At 71.6% G+C, this 19,949-nt stretch carries 12 protein-coding genes; 2 read left to right on the top strand and 10 right to left on the bottom strand.

The genetic code is table 11. From position 1 onward, the window contains the following. From ACIQAC_RS39525 to ACIQAC_RS39515, 3 genes are all read right to left on the bottom strand, one after another. Nucleotides 1–1,049 (bottom strand): alpha-amylase family glycosyl hydrolase (locus ACIQAC_RS39525; RefSeq protein WP_402200369.1); only part of this gene is annotated, 1,049 nt, incomplete at its 3' end. Then, nucleotides 1,046–3,133: an alpha-1,4-glucan--maltose-1-phosphate maltosyltransferase gene (locus tag ACIQAC_RS39520; protein WP_402200367.1), complete on the bottom strand. Its 2,088-nt coding sequence runs from the start codon at nt 3,131–3,133 to the stop codon at nt 1,046–1,048. The genes ACIQAC_RS39520 and ACIQAC_RS39525, both read right to left, overlap by 4 nt. 204 nt (nt 3,134–3,337) lie before the next feature. Further along, nucleotides 3,338–4,540, bottom strand: coding sequence for a S8 family peptidase (locus ACIQAC_RS39515; protein ID WP_402200365.1), 1,203 nt, complete (start codon nt 4,538–4,540; stop codon nt 3,338–3,340). A 290-nt stretch (nt 4,541–4,830) separates the two neighbouring features. Between ACIQAC_RS39515 and ACIQAC_RS39510 the strand changes: the two genes are divergently transcribed. Continuing rightward, the gene (locus ACIQAC_RS39510) at nt 4,831–7,452 is read left to right on the top strand and encodes a glycosyltransferase family 1 protein (RefSeq protein WP_402200363.1); all 2,622 of its coding nucleotides are present in this window, start codon (nt 4,831–4,833) and stop codon (nt 7,450–7,452) included. A gap of 239 nt (nt 7,453–7,691) precedes the next feature. Further along, on the top strand, nt 7,692–9,242 hold the full coding sequence (locus tag ACIQAC_RS39505; RefSeq protein WP_402200360.1) for a glucosidase: 1,551 nt from the start codon (nt 7,692–7,694) through the stop codon (nt 9,240–9,242). 47 nt (nt 9,243–9,289) lie between these two features. On the opposite strand, the gene ACIQAC_RS39500 is transcribed toward ACIQAC_RS39505, so the two are convergent. The 7 genes from ACIQAC_RS39500 to ACIQAC_RS39470 all read right to left on the bottom strand — a co-directional run bounded on the left by ACIQAC_RS39500 (nt 9,290) and on the right by ACIQAC_RS39470 (nt 19,850). Continuing rightward, nucleotides 9,290–9,799 (bottom strand): DUF1990 domain-containing protein, encoded by a 510-nt coding sequence (locus ACIQAC_RS39500; protein ID WP_402200358.1) that lies wholly within the window; start codon nt 9,797–9,799, stop codon nt 9,290–9,292. Nucleotides 9,800–9,863: 64 nt separating this feature from the next. Next, nucleotides 9,864–11,897 (bottom strand): M4 family metallopeptidase, encoded by a 2,034-nt coding sequence (locus tag ACIQAC_RS39495; RefSeq protein ID WP_402200355.1) that lies wholly within the window; start codon nt 11,895–11,897, stop codon nt 9,864–9,866. A 248-nt stretch (nt 11,898–12,145) separates the two neighbouring features. Further along, a complete protein-coding gene (locus ACIQAC_RS39490) occupies nt 12,146–13,933 on the bottom strand; it encodes an ABC transporter ATP-binding protein (protein WP_402200375.1) in 1,788 nt (595 codons plus the stop codon). Between the two features lie 104 nt (nt 13,934–14,037). Beyond that, the gene (locus ACIQAC_RS39485; RefSeq protein ID WP_402200354.1) at nt 14,038–15,741 is read right to left on the bottom strand and encodes an ABC transporter transmembrane domain-containing protein; all 1,704 of its coding nucleotides are present in this window, start codon (nt 15,739–15,741) and stop codon (nt 14,038–14,040) included. A gap of 43 nt (nt 15,742–15,784) precedes the next feature. Further along, a complete protein-coding gene (locus tag ACIQAC_RS39480; RefSeq protein WP_402200351.1) occupies nt 15,785–16,153 on the bottom strand; it encodes a hypothetical protein in 369 nt (122 codons plus the stop codon). A gap of 14 nt (nt 16,154–16,167) precedes the next feature. After that, nucleotides 16,168–18,033, bottom strand: a complete 1,866-nt coding sequence (locus ACIQAC_RS39475; protein ID WP_402200348.1) for an ABC transporter ATP-binding protein — start codon at nt 18,031–18,033, stop codon at nt 16,168–16,170. Beyond that, the gene (locus ACIQAC_RS39470) at nt 18,030–19,850 is read right to left on the bottom strand and encodes an ABC transporter ATP-binding protein (protein WP_402200346.1); all 1,821 of its coding nucleotides are present in this window, start codon (nt 19,848–19,850) and stop codon (nt 18,030–18,032) included. Before ACIQAC_RS39470 ends, ACIQAC_RS39475 begins: the two co-directional genes overlap by 4 nt. Nucleotides 19,851–19,949 lie beyond the last annotated feature (99 nt).

Here is a 19,949-nt window from a genome sequence, read left to right as displayed (position 1 = left end):
GCGTACTCCGCGTACATGTAGTCGCGTTCTTCGTCCGTGACCATTTCGAGGGTGAGCTCGTCGTGGTTGCGCAGGAAGATGCCCCACTGGCAGTTGGCGGGGATGGCCGGCGTCTTCGCCAGCACCTCCGAGACCGGGTAGCGGGACTCCCTGCGGACGGCCATGAAGATGCGCGGCATGACCGGGAAGTGGAACGCCATGTGGCATTCGTCGCCGCCGGAGGCGTAGTCGCCGAAGTAGTCGACGACGTCCTCGGGCCACTGGTTGGCCTCGGCGAGCAGCACGGTGTCCGGGTAGTGCGCGTCGATCTCCTTGCGGACCCGCTTCAGGAAGTCGTGGCTCGCGGGGAGGTTCTCGCAGTTGGTGCCCTCCTGCGCGTACAGGTAGGGCACCGCGTCCAGCCGGAAGCCGTCGATGCCCAGGTCCAGCCAGAACCGCAGCGCGGAGATCATCTCCTCCTGCACGGCCGGGTTCTCGTAGTTGAGGTCCGGCTGGTGGGAGAAGAAGCGGTGGAAGAAGTACTGCTTGCGCACCGGGTCGAAGGTCCAGTTCGACACCTCGGTGTCGACGAAGATGATCCGCGCGTCCTGGTACTGCTTGTCGTCGTCGGCCCACATGTAGTAGTCGCCGTAGGGGCCGTCGGGATCCTTGCGGGACTCCTGGAACCACGGGTGCTGGTCGCTGGTGTGGTTCATGACGACGTCGATGATCACGCGCATACCGCGCTGGTGGGCGGCGTCCACGAACTCGACGAAGTCGGCCAGGTCGCCGAACTCGGGCAGGACCGCCGTGTAGTCGGAGACGTCGTAGCCGCCGTCGCGCAGCGGCGACTTGAAGAAGGGGGGCAGCCAGAGGCAGTCGACGCCCAGCCACTGGAGGTAGTCGAGTTTGGCTGTCAGGCCCTTGAGGTCGCCGACGCCGTCGCCGTTGCTGTCCTGGAAGGAGCGGACGAGTACCTCGTAGAAGACCGCGCGTTTGAACCAGTCCGGGTCGCGGTCCTTCGCCGGGGTGTCCTCGAATGTGTCAGGGACGGGCTCGTTGACGATCATTTTGTGGGTGACCCTCCGATCTGCGGGGTGGACGGTCGCAGGACGGTCAGGATGTGCGCGGGGCGGGTGCCCGGTTCCAGTCGCACATAGTTGGTCCTGCCCCAGTGGTAGGTCTCGCCGGTGAGCTCGTCGCGCACCGGCACGGTCTCGTGCCAGTCCAGGCCGAGTTGCGGCATGTCCAACGAGACCGTGGCCTCCTGGGTGTGGTGGGGGTCGAGGTTGGCGACCACCACAACGGTGTTCGACCCGTGGCGCTTCGAGTACGCGATCACCGCGTCCTGGTCGGCGTGGTGGAAGTGCAGATCGCGCAGTTGGCGCAGGGCCGGGCTGTTGCGCCGGATGGTGTTCAGCCGGGTCAGGAGCGGGGAGAGGCTGCGGCCCTCGCGCTCGGCGGCCTCCCAGTCACGGGGCCTGAGCTGGTACTTCTCGGAGTCCAGATACTCCTCGCTGCCTTCTCGCAGCGGCACGTTCTCGCACAGCTCGTAGCCCGAGTACACCCCCCAGGTGGGGGAGAGCGTGGCGGCGAGGATCGCCCGGAGCGCGAACGCCGGGCGGCCCCCGTGCTGGAGGAACGCGTGCAGGATGTCCGGCGTGTTCACGAAGAAGTTCGGCCGCATGGAGGAGGCCGTCTCCTGCGAGAGTTCGGTGAGGTACTCCGTCAGTTCCTGCTTGGTGTTCCGCCAGGTGAAGTAGGTGTACGACTGCTGGAAGCCGATCTCTCCCAGCGTGCGCATCATCGCGGGTCGGGTGAAGGCCTCCGCCAGGAAGATGACGTCGGGGTCGGTGCCGTTGATGTCGGCGATCACCCGCTCCCAGAACATGACCGGCTTGGTGTGTGGGTTGTCGACCCGGAAGATCCGCACGCCCACGTCCATCCAGTGCCGCAGCACCCGCACGGTCTCCGCGACCAGCCCGTCCAGATCGGCGTCGAAGGCGATGGGGTAGATGTCCTGGTACTTCTTCGGCGGGTTCTCCGCGTAGGCGATGGTGCCGTCGGCCCGGTGGTGGAACCACTGCGGGTGCTTCTCCACCCACGGGTGGTCCGGCGAGCACTGCAACGCGAAGTCCAGCGCCACCTCAAGACCCAGGCCCCGCGCGGTGCGTACGAACCAGGCGAAGTCCTCCAGCGTGCCCAGGCGGGGGTGGACCGCGTCGTGCCCGCCCTCCGGCGACCCGATCGCCCACGGCACACCCACGTCCTCCGGGCCGGGGGAGAGGGTGTTGTTGCGGCCCTTGCGGAACGTCGTCCCGATCGGGTGGATCGGCGGCAGATAGACGACGTCGAAGCCCATCGCGGCGATCGCCGGCAGCCTGCGGGCCGCCGTGCGGAAGGTGCCGTGCGGCTCCTCGGGGGTGCCCTCCGAACGCGGGAAGAACTCGTACCACGACCCGAACAGCGCCCGCTCCCGCTCCACCAGCAACGGCAACGGCTCCGACGACGTCACCAGCTCCCGCAGCGGACGCGCCGCGAGCACGGCCTCCACCTCCGGCGTCAGCGCCCCCGCGAGCCGGGCCGAGGCAGGCCGCGTCTCGTCCCGCAGGGCGTCCACGGCAGCCCGCAGAATGGCTCGTTCCGGACCCTCCGGGACCCCCTCGACGGCCCGTTCGTACAGCCGCGTGCCCTCCTCCAGGACGAGGCCCACGTCGATCCCCGCCGGGACCTTGATCAGGGCGTGGTGGCGCCAGGTGGCGACCGGGTCGCTCCACGCCTCCACGAAGTACGTCCACCGGCCCGGCAGTCCGGCGGTGACCTGGGCGCCCCAGCGGTCGCTGCCGGGCGCCAGCTCCCGCATCGGCGTCCACGGTCCGCGGTTGCCGTCGGGGTCCACGAGCACCGCGTTGGCGGCGACGGCGTCGTGTCCCTCGCGGAACACGGTCGCCGAGATCTCGAAGGACTCGCCGGTCACGGCCTTGGCGGGCCGCTGCCCGCGGCGCACGAAGGGGCGGACGTCGAGGACGGGGATACGGCCGACGGAGGTGCGGCCGGCCGGGGGTTCCGGGGCCGGCGGCACGGCCGCGGCGGGTCGGGCGAGGGCGTTCGTACTGGGCGTCGGGAGGGCCGACGAGTGGTGCGCTGCGGGCATCACCGCTCCTGTCCGCGTAAACGAGGGTGGGCGGATGGCTGTCTTGGGGGTGGGTCGGCCCCTGTTGTCAGCGGGGCGTCCCGCTGGAGCCTTCCCACCCTCTTCGGGTGGGCAATCCGGCGCTTTGTTAACTACTCGCGCGTATGTATGCGCAGAAGTTCGGCCCCGTCCACGGCGAACGGGGCCGGCTCGGGCGGTGCTCCGCTACGAACGCGGAACCTGGAGAAGTCTGTTCGGTGAGCCAAGGCCCCTTCCGGACACCTTGCCCGAAACAGCCCCCTTCACCAAAGCCCTCGCGACTGAAGCGGGTGAGGCTTTCAGATGTCCGGAGAGATACAGGGCAGCGGCGCCTGCGGCGTGCGGAGACGCCATCGACGTGCCCGAGTACACCGCCGTGGCGGTGTCGCCGCGGTGCGAGGCCGAGGTGATCGACACCCCCGGCGCGAACAGGTCGACGGCGGCCCCGTAGTTCGAGAAACCCGCCCGCGCGTCGGTCGGCCCGGTGGCGCCCACGGTGATCGCCTGCCCGACACCGGCGGGCGAGGCGAGCCCCGCGGGCCGCCCTCTGTTGCCGGCGGCGACGGTGTAGGTGACACCGGACGCGATGGAATTGCGTACGGCCGCGTCCAGCTGGCCGTTGGGGCGGGTGCCGAGGCTCAGATTGGCGACCGCCGGCTTGCGGGCGTGCCGGGTGACCCAGTCGATCCCGGCGATGACCTGGGAGGTCGTACCGTAACCCTGGTTGTCCATGACCCGCACGGAGACCACCTCGGCTTTCTTCGCCACGCCGTACGCCGTGCCGGCGGCGATCGCGGCGACATGGGTCCCGTGCCCGTTGCCGTCGCCGGCACTCCTGTCGCCGTCGACGAAGTCCCAGCCGTAGGAGGCGCGTCCGCCGAAGTCCCGGTGCGAGACACGGACGCCGGTGTCGATGACGTAGACGGTGACGCCCTTGCCGCCGGAGTCCGGCGCGGTGTACGCCCGGTCCAGCGGGAGGGCGGGCCGGTCGACGCGGTCCAGGCCCCAGGGCGGGTCGGGCCGGGTGCCGTCGGCGACCACGCGGGTGTCCTGGGCGACCGAGGCGACCCGCGGATCGGCCGCGAGCCGCCGCGCCTGTCTCTCGTCGGCCCGCACGGCGAAACCGTTCACGACCGTGCCGTAGGTGTGGCTGACGGTCACCCCGTACTGGGCGGCGACCTCTCTCCCGGCGGCCGACGGGGCCGGGACTCCCGCTCTGAGCGTCACGAGGTAGCTGCCGCTCACGGAGCCGGGTGCGCCGGCGCCGAGTATCGGCCCCTCCGGTGGTGCCGCCTGCGCGGGCGGGGCGAAAGCCGTGACCGCCGCGGCGCACACCACCGCGGTCAGACCCCCCGCCCGGCGCGGACGGCGTGCCCGCGTCCGAGCCATGGTCGTGGTTCCCCTCCTCGACTACGTGGGCAGCCTCTCGTGCGTCGCGAAGTACGACAAGGTGGCCTGCCGGTCCGGAATCGGCCACTCCGGCCACGGGGGCATCGGCCACCCTGGCCGGGGTGGCGCCCGAGGACCGACCGTTCAGGCAGAAAGAGGACTGGCCGTTCAGGCAGAAAGGGGGTGCTCGGGGGCGAAGCTCCCAGCGACGGCAGGCAAGACACCGGTACCTTTTCAACCGGCGCCGGCCCACCTGGCCGGCGTCATCCAGCGAAGCGCCGAGGTGGAATGTGAAGGCGATCCGTCGATTCACCGTCCGACCCGTTCTCCCCGAACCCCTCCACCCCCTGAGCGACCTGGCGCGCAATCTGCGCTGGTCCTGGCATGCCGAGACCCGAGACCTCTTCCAGTCCGTCGACCCGGAACACTGGGCCGCCTGCGACGGTGATCCGGTCCGGCTGCTCGGCAGTGTGCCGACCGAACGGCTGGAGACACTGGCCGCCGACCCCGGTTTCCTGAGCCGGCTGGGCGCGGTCACCCACGACCTCAACGACTATCTGACCGGCGACCGCTGGTACCAGAGCCGGCCGGCCGGCGAACTCCCCGCCGCCGTCGCCTACTTCTCGCCCGAGTTCGGCATCACCGCCGCGCTGCCCCAGTACTCCGGCGGCCTCGGCATCCTCGCCGGCGACCATCTGAAGGCGGCCAGCGACCTCGGTGTGCCGCTGGTCGGCGTCGGCCTGCTCTACCGGCACGGCTACTTCCGGCAGTCGCTGTCCCGCGACGGCTGGCAGCAGGAGCACTACCCGGTCCTCGACCCCAACGAGCTGCCGCTGGTCCAGCTCAAGGAGGCCGACGGCACGGCCGCGCAGGTCATGCTCGCGCTGCCCGGCGGCCGCTTTCTGCGCGCCCGGATCTGGCTGGCCCAGGTCGGCCGGGTCCCGCTGCTGCTGCTCGACTCCGACGTCGAGGAGAACGACCTCGGCGAGCGCGGCGTCACCGACCGGCTCTACGGCGGCGGCAGCGAGCACCGGCTGCTCCAGGAGATGCTGCTCGGCATAGGAGGTGTCCGGGCGGTCCGCGCGTACTGCCGGCTCACCGGCCACGCCGAGCCGGAGGTCTTCCACACCAACGAGGGACACGCCGGGTTCCTGGGCCTGGAGCGGATCGCCGAACTGTGCGACGCCGGGCTCGACTTCGACTCGGCCCTCGAAGCGGTCCGCGCCGGGACCGTCTTCACCACCCACACGCCCGTCCCGGCCGGCATCGACCGCTTCGACCGCGAGCTGGTCGCGCAGCACTTCGGCGCCGCCGCGGAACTCCCGCGCATTGACGTCGAACGCATTCTGCGGCTCGGCATGGAGACCTACCCCGGCGGCGAGCCCAACCTCTTCAACATGGCCGTGATGGGCCTCCGGCTCGCGCAGCGCGCCAACGGCGTCTCGCTGCTGCACGGCAACGTCAGCCGGGAGATGTTCTCCGGGCTGTGGCCGGGCTTCGACACCGAGGAGGTGCCGATCACCTCGGTCACCAACGGGGTGCACGCGCCGACCTGGATCGCGCCCGAGGTGTACCGCCTGGGCGCCAGGACACTCGGCGCGCAGCGCACCGAGGCCGCGTTCACCGAGGGCGGCGCCGAACGCTGGGACGCGGTCGCGGAGATCGCCGACCAGGACATCTGGGAGCTGCGCCGCACCCTGCGCGAGCACCTGGTGGAGGAGGTCCGCGAACGGCTGCGGGCGTCCTGGCGCCAGCGCGGCGCCGGCACCGCCGAACTGGGCTGGATCGACGGGGTCCTCGACCCCGACGTCCTCACCATCGGATTCGCCCGGCGCGTCCCCTCGTACAAGCGGCTCACGCTGATGCTGCGCGACCGGGACCGGCTGATGGACCTGCTGCTGCACCGCGAGCGGCCGGTGCAGATCGTGGTGGCCGGCAAGGCGCACCCCGCCGACGAGGGCGGCAAGCGGCTGATCCAGGAACTGGTCCGGTTCACCGACGACCCGCGGGTGCGGCACCGGATCGTGTTCCTGCCCGACTACGGCATGGCGATGGCGCAGAAGCTCTACCCGGGCTGCGACATCTGGCTGAACAACCCGCTGCGCCCGCTGGAGGCCTGCGGCACCTCCGGTATGAAGGCCGCCCTCAACGGCTGCCTCAACCTGTCGGTGCTGGACGGCTGGTGGGACGAGTGGTACCAGCCCGACTTCGGCTGGTCCATCCCCACGGCCGACGGCGCGGCCACGGACGCCGACCGGCGTGACGACATCGAGGCGTCGGCGCTGTACGACCTGCTGGAGCAGCGGATCACCCCGCGGTTCTACGAGCGCGGCCAGGAGGGGCTGCCGGACCGCTGGATCGAGATGGTCCGCCGGACGCTGACCCTGCTGGGCCCGAAGGTGCTCGCGGGCCGGATGGTCCGGGAGTACGTCGAGCGGCTCTACGCGCCCGCGGCCCGCGCCCACCGCGCCCTGGACACCGGCTCGGCCCGGGAACTCGCCGGCTGGAAGGACCGGGTGCGCGGCGCCTGGCACGCGGTGACCGTCGACCATGTGGAGACGTCCGAGGCCACGGCGACCGCGGAACTCGGCACGTCCGTCTCGCTGCGGGTCCGGGTGGCGCTCGGTGAACTCGGGCCCGACGACGTCGAGGTGCAGGCCGTCTCCGGCCGGGTCGACTCCGAGGACCGGATCGCGGACGCGGCGACGGTCCCGCTGAAGCCGGTCGGCGGCCCCGACACGGAGGGCCGCTGGTCCTACGAGGGTCCCCTCTCGCTCGACCGCACCGGCCCGTTCGGCTACACGGTCCGGATCCTGCCGGCCCACCGGCTGCTCGCCTCGGCCGCGGAGCTGGGCCTGGTGGCGGAGCCGGCGGAGGAACTGGTGGAGGCGGCGGGGGTGCTGATGCGGTAGCGCCCACCGCCGTGGGACCCGCCCCGGAGGGCGCCGGAAGGCGACCGCCGGGGCGCGGTCATGTCCGGGCGGCAGCGCCGGGTTCGGCTCCCGCACGGGCCGACGCCACGGACCGACCCTTCCTTCACGCCTTGCTTCAAACCTTCCTTCACGTATTGACATAACTGGGGGCGGCTGTTTCGATCCGGACCGCGCATCCCCCACGCAACTCCCGCGTAGCCTCAGGAAGGACGGACCCCGTGACGCGTTCCCTCGTCGGAGCAGCCGCAGCGCTCACGACCCTGGCCACCATCGTCGGTTCGGCGTCGGCCGCCCCCGCCGCCACCTCCCACCACGGCACCCCCGTGACCGGCACCTACTCCACCGGCGCCGCGCACACCTGGCAGTCCCTGCCGACCGTGCGCACCGGCAACGACACCGGTGCCGCCACCGACGCCACCGTCGTCGCCGACCCCGGCACCCTGCGCCAGAAGTACGCGGGCGTCGGCTTCTCCATAGACGAGACCAGTGTCTCCAACCTCTGGAAGCTGACCCGGGCCGAGCGGGAGGAGGCGATCCGGCTGCTCGTCGACCCGAAGAAGGGCGCGGGCCTGGACCGGTTCCGGCTGACGATCGGCAGCCCCGACCTCATCGAGCACCTGCCGTTCTGGTCCGCGGACGACCTCCCCGAGGGCGTCACCGAGGACTTCGGGCTGAAGTACTTCTCCATCCAGCGCGACATCGACCTGCACATCGTCGACACCGTCAAGCTGATCCAGCGCTACAACCCGAAGGCCACGTTCTTCGCGTCCGCGTGGAGCGCGCCGGCCTGGATGAAGACGAACAACCGGTTCACCGGCGAGGTCCAGCTCAAGCCCGGCTCGACCACGGAGTACTACCAGGCCGGCAAGTTGCGCGACGACTGCATCGAGGTCTTCGCCCGCTACTACGTGAAGTTCGTCCAGGCGTACGCCAAGCGCGGCGTCCGGGTCGACGCGCTGACCCTGCTGAACGAGCCCGGCATGGACGTCGTCTACCCGGCGATGGACATCAGCGTCCCGCAGCAGCAGAAGCTGGCCCTCGCCATCAAGAAGGAGCTGAAGGCGGCCCGGCTGAACACCCAGCTGTACGTCCATGACTTCAACTTCTGGGACTGGCGCGACCCGAACAGCACCCAGACCAAGAACTACCACCGCATCCTGGAGGACGCGCCGGACGGCTCGGTGACCGGGAAGCAGGTGCAGAACGCCACCGACGGCATCGCCTTCCACCCCTACTGGGGCGACCCCCAGGTCATGCGCGACGCCTTCGAGCAGACCGGCAAGCCGGTGCACATGACGGAGACCAGCGATCTCAACCCGGCGACGATCCTGGACTACTTCCGGCTCGACGCCAGCTCCTACGTGCTGTGGGCGCAGGCCACCGACCAGGACGGCGGAACCCTGCACTGGACGCCCGCGCGGGACAACAACGTCGACTGGGAGGAGGTCGGCAGAACCACCAAGTGGCCCGACCGCCTGGTCAAGGTGAACACCACGACCCGGGACTTCACGGTCCGCGACGAGCTCTACCCGATCGGGCAGTTCGCCCGCTATCTCTCGCCCGGTGACGTCCGCCTGGAGTCCAGCGCCGCCGAGGGCGGGGTCAGCAACGTCGTGTACCAGCACGGCAGGGACGGCATGGTGGCCGTGCTCGGCAACGGCAACAGCACCGAGAGCTCGGTGCGGATCGTGGTCGGCCGCACCTCGTTCGTGGTGAAGGTGCCGGCGAACTCCTACGCCACCTACCGCTGGGAGCAGCGCACCCGCTGACCCGCATCCGCCGGGCGCAGGCCCGCGCCGATGGGGGGCGGCGCGGGTCAGGCCTCGTCGAGGTCGGCGCAGAGGCGGCGCAGGGTCGCTCCGCAGCGGCGGGCGTAGGCGTGCTGGAGGCCGCGGGTCGCGGCGCCGCCCGCCTTGGCGTACCACTTGGCATGGCGGCTGAAGGCGGTGACGGTCAGCCAGACCGTGCCGTCGCCGGTGCGGTCGACGACGAAGGACTCCTCCCCGCACTCGGGGTGGCCGTGCAGGGTGCCGTAGGCCCAGCCGGAGCGGCGGGGTTCGTCGACGGTCCAGACGACGCGGCAGGGGGCGCGGATCAGACCGGCGAGGGTGACGGTGACATCGACGTCCGGGGCCGCCCGCTCGGCACCGGCGTCTATGCCGACACCCATCGCGCGGTGCATCTCCCAGCTGCCCACCGCCTCGGCGGCCCGCCGGAACAGGGCCCGGCCCTCGCCGATGCGGGTGCGCACTTGCATCCGGTGGAATCCGGGCGGGCAGAAGCCGGGGTCGCGGGTCGCGCCGACATCCACGTACGTGAAGGACATGCGGCAAAGCCTATGGCGGCACCCACGGCCGGAGTGGCCGTGGGTGCCGCCGTAGACGGGTTCGTTACGGGAAGGTCAGCTTCCAGCTGTTGATGTAGCCGGTGTCGACGTTCGCGTTGTCCTGGACCCTCAGCTGCCACGTGCCGTTGGCGGCCTCCGAGGAGGCGTTCACCGTGTACGTGGTGTTGATGTTGTCCGCGCTGCCGCCGACGCCGTAGGCCTTGAGCGTGTAGGCGGTGCCGTCGGGCGCGATCAGCTGGACCTGGAGGTCACCGATGTAGGTGTGGACGATGTCGACCTCCACCGGGAGGCTGGCCGGGGCGTTGCCGGTCCGGCCGGTCACGGAGATGGCCGAGTTCACGGCCGCGCCGTTGTCCGGGATCGCCACGTCCGCGGCGTTCTCGAACGACGTACCGCCGGGAACGCCGGGACGGCTGCCGACCGCGACGCCCGCCCACGCGTTCTGGACCGCCGCGTACTCGGGGCTCGTCGCGCCGTACAGCTCACTGGCGACCGCCAGCGTGCCGGTGCGCGCCGCCGCGTAGTTGGTGGTGGTCGTGAACTTGGTGGTGAGCGCCTTGAACCAGATCAGCTCCGCCTTGGTGCGGCCGATGCCGGTCACCGGGAGGCCGTCCGCGGTCGGCGAGTTGTAGCTCACGCCGTTGACCACCTTGGCGCCGCTGCCCTCGCTGAGGAGGTAGAAGAAGTGGTTCGCCGGGCCGGACGAGTAGTGCACGTCGATGGAGCCGATGCCGGAGTACCAGCTGTCCCGCGACGCGCCGTCCTTGGACGGCTGGTCCATGTACCGCAACGGTGTGCCGTCGCCGTTGATGTTGATCTCCTCGCCGATGAGGTAGTCACCGACGTCGGAGGAGTTGTTGGCGTAGAACTCGACGGCCGTGCCGAAGATGTCGGAGGTCGCCTCGTTCAGGCCGCCGGACTCGCCGCTGTAGATCAGGCCGGCGGTCGCCGCGGTCAGGCCGTGGGTCATCTCGTGGCCGGCCACGTCGATCGACGTCAGCGGGTTCGCGTTGCCCGAGCCGTCGCCGTACGTCATGCAGAAGCAGCTGTCGGACCAGAACGCGTTGACGTAGTTGTTGCCGTAGTGGACGCGCGAGTACGCGCCGACCCCGTCACCGCGGATGCCGTTGCGGCCCTGGGACTTGTAGTAGTCCCACGTCAGCGCCGCACCGTAGTGGGCGTCGGCGCCGGCGGTCTCCGCGCTGGAGGAGGTGCCGTTGCCCCAGACGTCGTCCGGGCCGGAGAAGAGCGTGCCGGTGCCGGAGGTGCCCCGGTTCAGGTTGTACGTGCGGTGGTTGCCGCGCGCACCGTCGGTCAGGTTGTACGTCGTCCCGGACTGGGTCGTCGTCAGCGGGACCGAGCCGCTGTAGGTGGTGTTGCCGGTGCCGTTGCGCACCGCCTGCCACTCGTAGATCTTCTCCCCGGTGGTGGCGTTGGTGACGACGTGCAGTTCCTGCGGGGTGCCGTCGTGCTGGAGACCGCCGACCACGGTCTCGTAGGCCAGAGTCGGAGTGCCGTTCGCCGCCCAGATCACCTTGCGGGGCGCGTCCGTGACCTCGGGGCTCTTCGCCTTCTCGGCGCGGGCCTCGCCCAGCGCCTGCGCCTCGGCCTTCGAACCGGCGACGGTCGCCTTCAGCGACGGCACCTGGATCTTCGCCCGGGTGGCCCTGACGGTGCCCTCGGTCGTGCCGTTCTTCTCGGTCGAGACGACCAGGTCGCCGCCGAGCACGGGCAGACCCTCGTAGGTCCGCTCGTAGCGGGTGTGCACGGTGCCGTCCTGGTCCTTGACGACATCGCGGACGACCAGCTTCTCCTTGGCGCCGAGGCCGAGTTCGGCCGCCGTGGCGGTCTTGTCGGCGTCGGCCTCGCGTATCAGCGCGGTGCGCTGCGCGGGGGTCAGCTGGGCGGGCAGCGAGCCGGGGTCGGCCTTGGTCACCGGCGCCGCGGGTGCCTGGTCGGGGGCCGCGGAGGCGGCACCGACCTGGACGGCGGCGGCGAGGAAGGCGGCGACACCGACGAGGGCGACGGCAGCGGCACGACGGTGGGGGGTGCGTCTGTGGGCTGAACTACTGTTCAACACTGACTCCTTCTGCGGGCCGCGGGTCGCGCGACCAGGGGAGACCGGGCGACCGATGGGCCGTCCGGGCAGAACAGGACACCAGGTGCGTACAGCCACGGGATTCACAGCGATGTGCGGGTGGGGTTGCTGTGAGGTGGCCTTGGGAAGGGTGGCACCGAAGGCCAGGTTCTGTCAGGAGCGCGTCAAAAGGTTGGCCGGAATTCGTCCGTTGTCCAGGAGTTCACGTTCGATATACGGAGGACTGCTCAGGCCGGTGTCTCTCCGTGCCACGTCCGCCACAGCCGGGCGTACGCCCCGCCGGCCGCCACCAGCTCGTCGTGCGTGCCGAGTTCGGTGAGCAGTCCGTCCTCCATCACCGCCACCCGGTCCGCGTCGTGCGCGGTGTGCAGCCGGTGCGCGATCGCGATGACCGTACGGCCCTGGAGCACGGCCGCCAGCGCCCGCTCGGTGTGCCGGGCCGTCGTCGGGTCGAGCAGCGCCGTCGCCTCGTCCAGGATCAGCGTGTGCGGGTCGGCCAGCACCACCCGCGCCAGGGCGAGTTGCTGCGCCCGCGACCCGTCCGTGCCGTGTCCGTCGTCGCCGAGCCGGGTGTCCAGACCGTCGGGCAGCCCACGCACCCACTCGTCGGCACCGACCGCCGTCAGCGCGTCCCACACCTGCGGGTCCGTGGCCGACGGTTCCGCGATCAGCAGATTGTCCCGGACCGTACCCAGGAACACATGGTGTTCCTGCGTGACCAGGACGACCTGCCGGCGCAGCTGCTCCGGGTCGAGCGCCGCGACCGGCACCCCGCCCACCGTCACCGCGCCCGCGCTCGGCGCGTCCACCCCCGCGAGCAGCCGGCTCAGAGTGGTCTTCCCGGCGCCCGACGGCCCCACCACCGCGAGCCGTTCGCCCGGTGTCACCGTCAGATCGACACCACGCAGCACCTCGCCGCCCCGGTCGTAGGCGTACCGCGCACCGGTGACGTCGATCCGGTCGTCCACCGGCGTGGGCGCACCGGCCGTGGCCGCCCGCGGCGCGCCCGCGAGGCCCTCGACCCGGGCGAACGAGGCGCCGCCTGCCTGGAGTTGCTCCATCCGCACCAGGATGTCGTCCAGCGGCAGGCTGAACTGCTGGAGATACAGCGCCGCCGTCACCACCGTGCCCAGACTCATCGAACCGTTCGCGTGCAGCGCCCCGCCGATCAGCAGCACCCCCACCACCGGCAGCACGTACGAGACCTCGATCACGGGGAAGAACACCGAGCGCAGGAACAGCGTGTACATGCGGGTGCGCCGGGACGTCTCCAGCGTCTCCCGGCTCGCCTCGATCCGCCGCCCGCCCAGGCCGAACGCCTCCACCGTCCGCGCGCCCGCCGCCGTCGACGCGACGATCTCGGCGATCTGCGAGGTGGCCGCGCCCTCCGCGAGATAGCCGGCGCGGGCGCGGCGCAGATACCAGCGCAGGGCCAGCTGGACGGGGGTCAGACAGACCACGCCGAGCAGGCCGAACAGCGGGTCCAGCGCGAACACGGCCACCAGCAGGAACAGTGCCTGCATGCCGCTCACGAAGAGTTCCGGTGCCGCGTCGCGCAGGGTCGTGCCGACGACCGCGACGTCGGCCGTGCCGCGGGCCGTCAGGTCGCCCGTGCCGGCCCGTTCCACGGTGGAGGCCGGCAGGGCGAGGGCGCGGTCCACGAAGCGTTCGCGTACGCGGGCGAGGGTGCGTTCGCCGAAGCGGTAGCCCGCGTAGCGGGCCCAGCGGGCCAGGACCAGTTGCGCCAGGGCGCAGAGGATCATCGTGGCGGCCAGGTGGTCGATCGCCGTCGCGGGATCGCCCGCGCGGACCTTGTCGATGATTCTGCCGAGCAGCCAGGGGCCTGCCAGGCCGGCTGTCGCGGCGGTGGCGTTGAGGGCCAGTACGCCGGCGAAGACCTTGCGGTCGGCTTGGACGAGGGTGGTTGTTGCCTTGCGGACCTGCTTCGGGGTGGCTACCGGGAGGGTGTGTTCTGCGGATTGCCGGGTGCGGGTTCGTGGGGGCTTGTCGCGCAGTTCCCCGCGCCCCTGAAGGCGCTGCTTCGCGCGCCCCAGGGGGTGTTGCCGCTCGCGTCCCCGGGGGTTTTGCCGCTCGCGCCCCTCGCGGGTGTTTTCAGGGGTCACTGCGCCGGCTCCTCGGTGTCTCTTGCCACCAAGGTGCGGTAGCCCGGTTGGGTGTTCAGGAGGTCCTTGTGGGTGCCGGACGCGGTGAGTTTGCCGTCCACCAGGTAGTGGACCGTGTCCGCCTGGGCCAGGACCAGGGGGGAGGTCGTGGTGAGGAGGGTGGTGCGGCCCGACCGGGTTGCCTTCAGGCGTTCCGCCACCTTTGCCTCCGTGTGGGCGTCCAGGGCCGAGGTGGGGTCCATGGCCAGGAGGATCTCCGGGTCGGCGAGCAATGCCCTTACCAGGCGGACGCGTTGGCGCTGGCCGCCCGAGAGGTTGCGGGCCTGGGCGTCCAGGGGGGAGTCGGGGCCGTCGGGGAGGGCGCGGACCACGTCGTCCGCGGCGGCCGCGTGGACCGCGTGGTCCAAGGCCGGCTCCGGGCGGTCCTGTGCGTTCACCACCTCGCGCAGCGGGCCCGCGAACAGGTGGGCCTCGTGGTCGGCGAGCAGGATCCGGGCGCGGACCTGGGAGAGGGCGATCGCGTCGAGGCGTACGCCGCCCCAGGTCGCGTCCGACGGGGTGTAGCGGGCGAGGCGTTCGACGACCTCGGCGGCCTCCGCGGGCCGGGCGGCGACCAGGGCGGTGAGCCGGCCGGGCAGGACGCGTACGTCGGACTCCGGGTCGTGCAGCGCCGACGGCTCGGCGGGCGCGTCGCACGTCCCGGAGTCCGCGGCGGGCTCCAGGCGCAGGAACCGTACGACCCGGCCGGCGGCGACCAGACCGCGGCTGATCTGGTAGCCGCACTCCACGAAGAACGCCATCGGCGCCACCAGCGCCGCGACATAGCCGTACACCGACACCAACTCGCCCACCGTGATGGTGCCCTGGGCGGCCAGCCGGGCCGCGACCCAGCTCACCACCGCCAGGAACAGCATCGGCAGACCCAGGCCGAGGGCCTGCATCCAGCTGGTCACCGCGCCGACCCGGTAGCCCTGGGCGCGCAGCCGCGCGGAGTCGGTGCGGAAGGCGTCCGCGAACAGGCCCTTGCCGCCCAGGCCGTTGAGGACCCGCAGCCCGTCGGCCAGATCGCCGATCCGCGCGGTCAGCACCCCCTGGAGCTCGCGGTACTCCGCCTCCCGGCCCTGGAGCCGGCGCATCAGCGGCCCGACGAGACCCGCGACCACCGGCATACCGAGCAGCACCACCGCCGCGAGCTGCGGCGAGATCGACAGCAGCAGCGCGGCGACGACCCCGTAGGCGACGACCGCGCCAACCCCCGGACCGACCACCGTCAGCGCCGCGGCGATCGTCTGCACGTCACCGACGCCGATCGTCGTCACCTCACCGGTGCCGGCCTGCCGGGCCAGCCGTGCGCCCAGCCGCACCGAGTGGTCGACGACCAGCTTCACCGTACGGAAGTTGGCGTCCATCCGGACCCGGGTCATCGTGCGGTGGCGCATGATGCCCACCCAGGCGTTGAACACCCCGGCCCCGAACAGCGCCGCGCACCAGGCCACCAGCGCCGGGTAGTCGTTCTGCGCGAGCCCGTCGTCGACCGCCCGCGACAGCAGATACGGCGTGGTCGCGAGCAGCACCATCCAGACCGTGCCCAGCACGGCACCCGCCGCCGAGCGCCCCGGCTGCCGGCGCACCAGCCACCACAGAAACCGGCCTGCACCGCGGCGATCCGGTGTCCCCGGATCCCCGTACGCGTCGATCATCCTTGCCCGTCTCGTTGATCTCGTCCGTCTGCGGGGAGGTCACTCACTCGTCGTTCCACGGCACGGTGCCGAGGAGTACGGCGCCCACCGCGGCGAACGCCGGTCCGGCCCAGCGGGGCCCGGTCGGCAACCGCTGCGCGGCCACCTCGGCGACGGCCACCCCCGCGAGCGCCGGCCACAGCAGCGCCACCGCGTCGACGCCGAGCGCGAACCGGCCGGTGGCCGTCACGGCGACCGCCAGCCCCGCCGCCGCCCCCACCGCCGAGAGCGGCAGCCGCCGCCCGAACGGATTCCAGGTGTCCGGCTCCTCACCCCGCCGCCGCGCCCGGACATGCAGCACGATCGCGGCGCCCTGCGCCGCACAGGCAGTCACGTTCCACGCGAGCACCAGCACGAACAACGCGGACGCCATCGAACCCCTCCTCCTCAGGCCAGGCTGTCCCGCCAGGCCCGGTGCAGGTCCGCGAACCGGCCGGTGCCCGCGGTCAGTTCGGCCGGGCTGCCGTCCTCCACGATCCGGCCGTGCTCCATCACCAGCACCCGGTCGGCGATCTCCACCGTGGACAGCCGGTGCGCGATCACCACCGCCGTACGGCCCTTCAGCACCGTCGCCATCGCCCGCTGCACCGCCCGCTCCCCGGGCACGTCCAGCGAACTCGTCGCCTCGTCCAGGATCAGCACCGCGGGGTCCGCGAGCAACGCCCGCGCGAAAGCCACGAGTTGCCGCTGCCCGGCCGAAATACGACCACCGCGCTTGCGTACGTCCGTGGCGTAGCCGTCCGGCAGCGCGCTGATGAAGTCGTGCGCGCCGATGGCCTTCGCGGCCGCCTCGATCTCCTCCTGGGAGGCGTCGGGCCGGCCCAGCGCGATGTTCTCGGCGACCGTCCCGGAGAACAGGAACGCCTCCTGCGTCACCATCACCACCCCGCGCCGCAGCTCCGGCACATCGAGATCGCGCAGGTCCACGCCGTCCAGCAGGACCCTGCCGTCGGTCGGGTCGTAGAACCGGGCGAGCAGCTTGGCCAGGGTGGACTTGCCGGCGCCCGTGGTGCCGACGACCGCGACGGTCTGCCCGGCCGGCAGCGTCAGGTCGAAGCGGGGCAGCACCTCACCGCCGGTGCGGTACGCGAACCGGACCCCGTCGAACACGACCTCGCGGCCCGGCTGTTCGGCCGAACCCGGCGCCGGGAGGACCTTCGGCCGCTCCGGCTCCGGGACCGACGGGGTCTGCGCCAGCAGACCGGCGATCTTCTCCAGCGAGGCCGCCGCCGACTGGTAGGAGTTGAGGAACATACCGAGCCGGTCGATCGGGTCGTACAGCCGCCGCAGATACAGCACCGCCGCCGCCAGCACCCCCAGCGCCAGCGTGCCGCCCGCCACCCGGTAGGCGCCCCACAGCACGATGCCCGCCACCGCCGTGTTCGCCACCAGCCGGGAGCCCAGCACATAGCGCGCCATCTCCAGCGTCGCGTCCCCGTTGGTCTTCTCGTGCCGCCGGTTCAGCACCCGGAACTCCGCGTCGTTCACGGCCTCCCGGCGGAAGGCGCGCACCGGGCGGATGCCGTTCATCGTCTCCACGAACTTCACGATCACCGAGGCGATCGCCGTCGACCGCACCTGGTACACCCGGCCCGCCCGCCGCTGGTAGCTGCGCACCAGCGCGTACAGCGGCACGAACGACGCCACCGCGAGCCCGCCGAGCCCGAGGTCCAGCCAGAGCAGCATCGCCGAGATGTAGACGAAGGACAGGATCACGCTCACGAGTTCCTGAAGTCCCTCGTCGAGCAGTTCGCGCAGCGACTCCACGTCCGTCGTCGAACGCGAGATCAGCCGGCCCGACGTGTAGCGCTCGTGGAAGTCGATGCTCAGCGCCTGCGCGTGCCGGAAGATCCGGCCACGCAGATCGAGCAGCACATCCTGGTTGACCCGCGCGGCGGCCCCGATGAACGCCGACTGGAGCAGGCCCGCGGCCAGCGCGCACACCAGATAGCCCACACCGACCGCGATCAGCGGCCCCTTGTCGTCATGGTCGCGCAGCGCCGGCACGGCCCGGTCGATGGCGTACGCCACCAGCAGCGGACCGGCCTGCACCGCCGCCTGCTGGAGCAGCAGCAGCGCACTGGTGAACGCCACCCGCGCCCGCATCGGCGCGAGCAGCGACCGCAGCAGCGTGCCGGTGGCGCCCGGCGCCGACGGCAGGACGTCCAGATCGAAGGCGTCGTCGGCGTCCTTGGGACGGGGGAGGTCCGGTTCCTGGTCCTCGGCGGTCGTTGTGGTCGTGGGCGCGGTCATCGGTCGTTGCCCTCCTCGCCCGACATGAGATGGGCGTACTCGGCGTTGGTCCGCAGCAGTTCCTGATGCCGGCCCACGGCGACCACCCGGCCGCCGGACAGCAGCGCCACCCGGTCGGCGAGCAGCACCGTCGACGGGCGGTGCGCCACGATGAGCGCGGTGGTGTCGGCGAGCACCTGGCGCAGCGCGGCCTCCACGGCGGCCTCCGTGTGCACGTCGAGCGCGGACAGCGGGTCGTCGAGCACCAGGAAGCGCGGGCGCCCCACCACGGCCCGCGCGAGCGCGAGCCGCTGCCGCTGCCCGCCGGACAGGTTCAGCCCCTGCTCACCGACCTGTGTGTCGGTGCCCTGGGGCAGCGCGTGCGCGAACTCGGCCTGCGCGACGGACAGCGCCCGGTTCAGCTCACCGGCCCCTGCACCGTCACCGGCCCCCATGAGTACGTTCTCCCCGACGCTGGCGGAGAAGAGCGTGGGCTCCTCGAAGGCCACGGCGACGGCGGCCCGCAGCTCCTCCCGGGACATGGCGGTGATGTCCTCGCCGTCCAGCGTGATCCGCCCGTCGGTGATCTCGTGCAGCCGCGGAATGAGCGCGGTGAGCGTCGTCTTCCCACTCCCGGTCGCCCCCACGAGCGCCATGGACTCCCCGGGCAGAATGTGCAGATCAACCCGGTCGAGCACGGGCGGAGAGTCGGCGGGGGCGTCGGGATACCGGAAGGTGACGCCGTGAAACCGGAGTCCCCCCGCCGCCGCGGGCAGGCGTGCCGCGGGGGCGGCACGGGTGGGCGCGGCGGCACCCCGTCGCGCCGGGTTGCGCAACGCCCCGCCCTCAGGCTCAGCGTCCATGACCTCGAAGTACCGCTCGGTCGCGGTGGACGCCTCCTGGCTCATGGCCAGCAGAAACCCGATGGAGTCAACAGGCCACCGCAGCGCCAGCGCGGTCGACAGAAACGCCACCAACGTCCCCGCGGACAACACCCCGTCCGCGACCTGCACCACCCCCACCACCAACGCCGCCCCGATGGCGATCTCCGGCAGCGTCACGATGACCCCCCAGATCGCCGCCAGCAGCCGCGCCTTGCGCAACTCCGTCCCGCGCAGCGTCCGTGACAGGTCCCGGAACGCCCGCGCCTGGCTGCGATGGCGCCCGAACCCCTTGATGATCCGGATGCCGAGCACACTCTCCTCGACGACGGTCGTCAGGTCGCCGACCTGGTCCTGCGCGAGCCGCGCCACCTCGGCGTACCGCCGCTCGAAGACCACACAGGTGACGATCACCGGGATCGCGGGCCCGAGGATCACCAGGCCGAGCGTCCAGTCCTGGAGCAGCATGATGGTCACGCCGACCAGAATCGTCACACCGTTGACCAGCAGGAACGTCAGCGGAAAGGCGAGGAAGAGGCGAACCAGCATCAGGTCCGTGGTGCCGCGCGACAGCAACTGCCCCGACGGCCAGCGGTCGTGGAACGCCACCGGCAGCTGCTGGAGATGCCGGTACAGATCCGCCCGCATGTCCGCCTCGACCCGCGACAGCGGCCGGGCCACCAGCCAGCGCCGGAGGCCGAACAGCAGCGCCTCGGCGAGACCGAGCAGCAGCAGACAGCCCGCGCCGAGCCACACGCCCGCCTTGTCCCCGTCGGAGACCGGCCCGTCCACCAGCCACTTGAGGACGAGCGGAATCACCAGACCCGTACAGGACGCGAGGATCGCGACGAAGGCCGCCGCGAACAGCCGTCCGCGCACGGGCCGTACATACGGCCACAGCCGCAGCAGGGCTCTGACGGCGGAACGGTCCTCGGTGGGTGCAGGTGTGGTGGGCATCAGCAGCGAGCCTACGGATCGGCACTGACAACGCCCACCGAGTTTTGGCCGGACCGCCCTCCGCCGCTGGTCCTACGACCTGCGTGTTCGATGGGTCGT

This window comes from Streptomyces sp. NPDC088387, from assembly GCF_044753385.1.
Lineage (GTDB): Bacteria > Actinomycetota > Actinomycetes > Streptomycetales > Streptomycetaceae > Streptomyces.
This window is presented reverse-complemented; position numbering and strand designations above follow the sequence as displayed.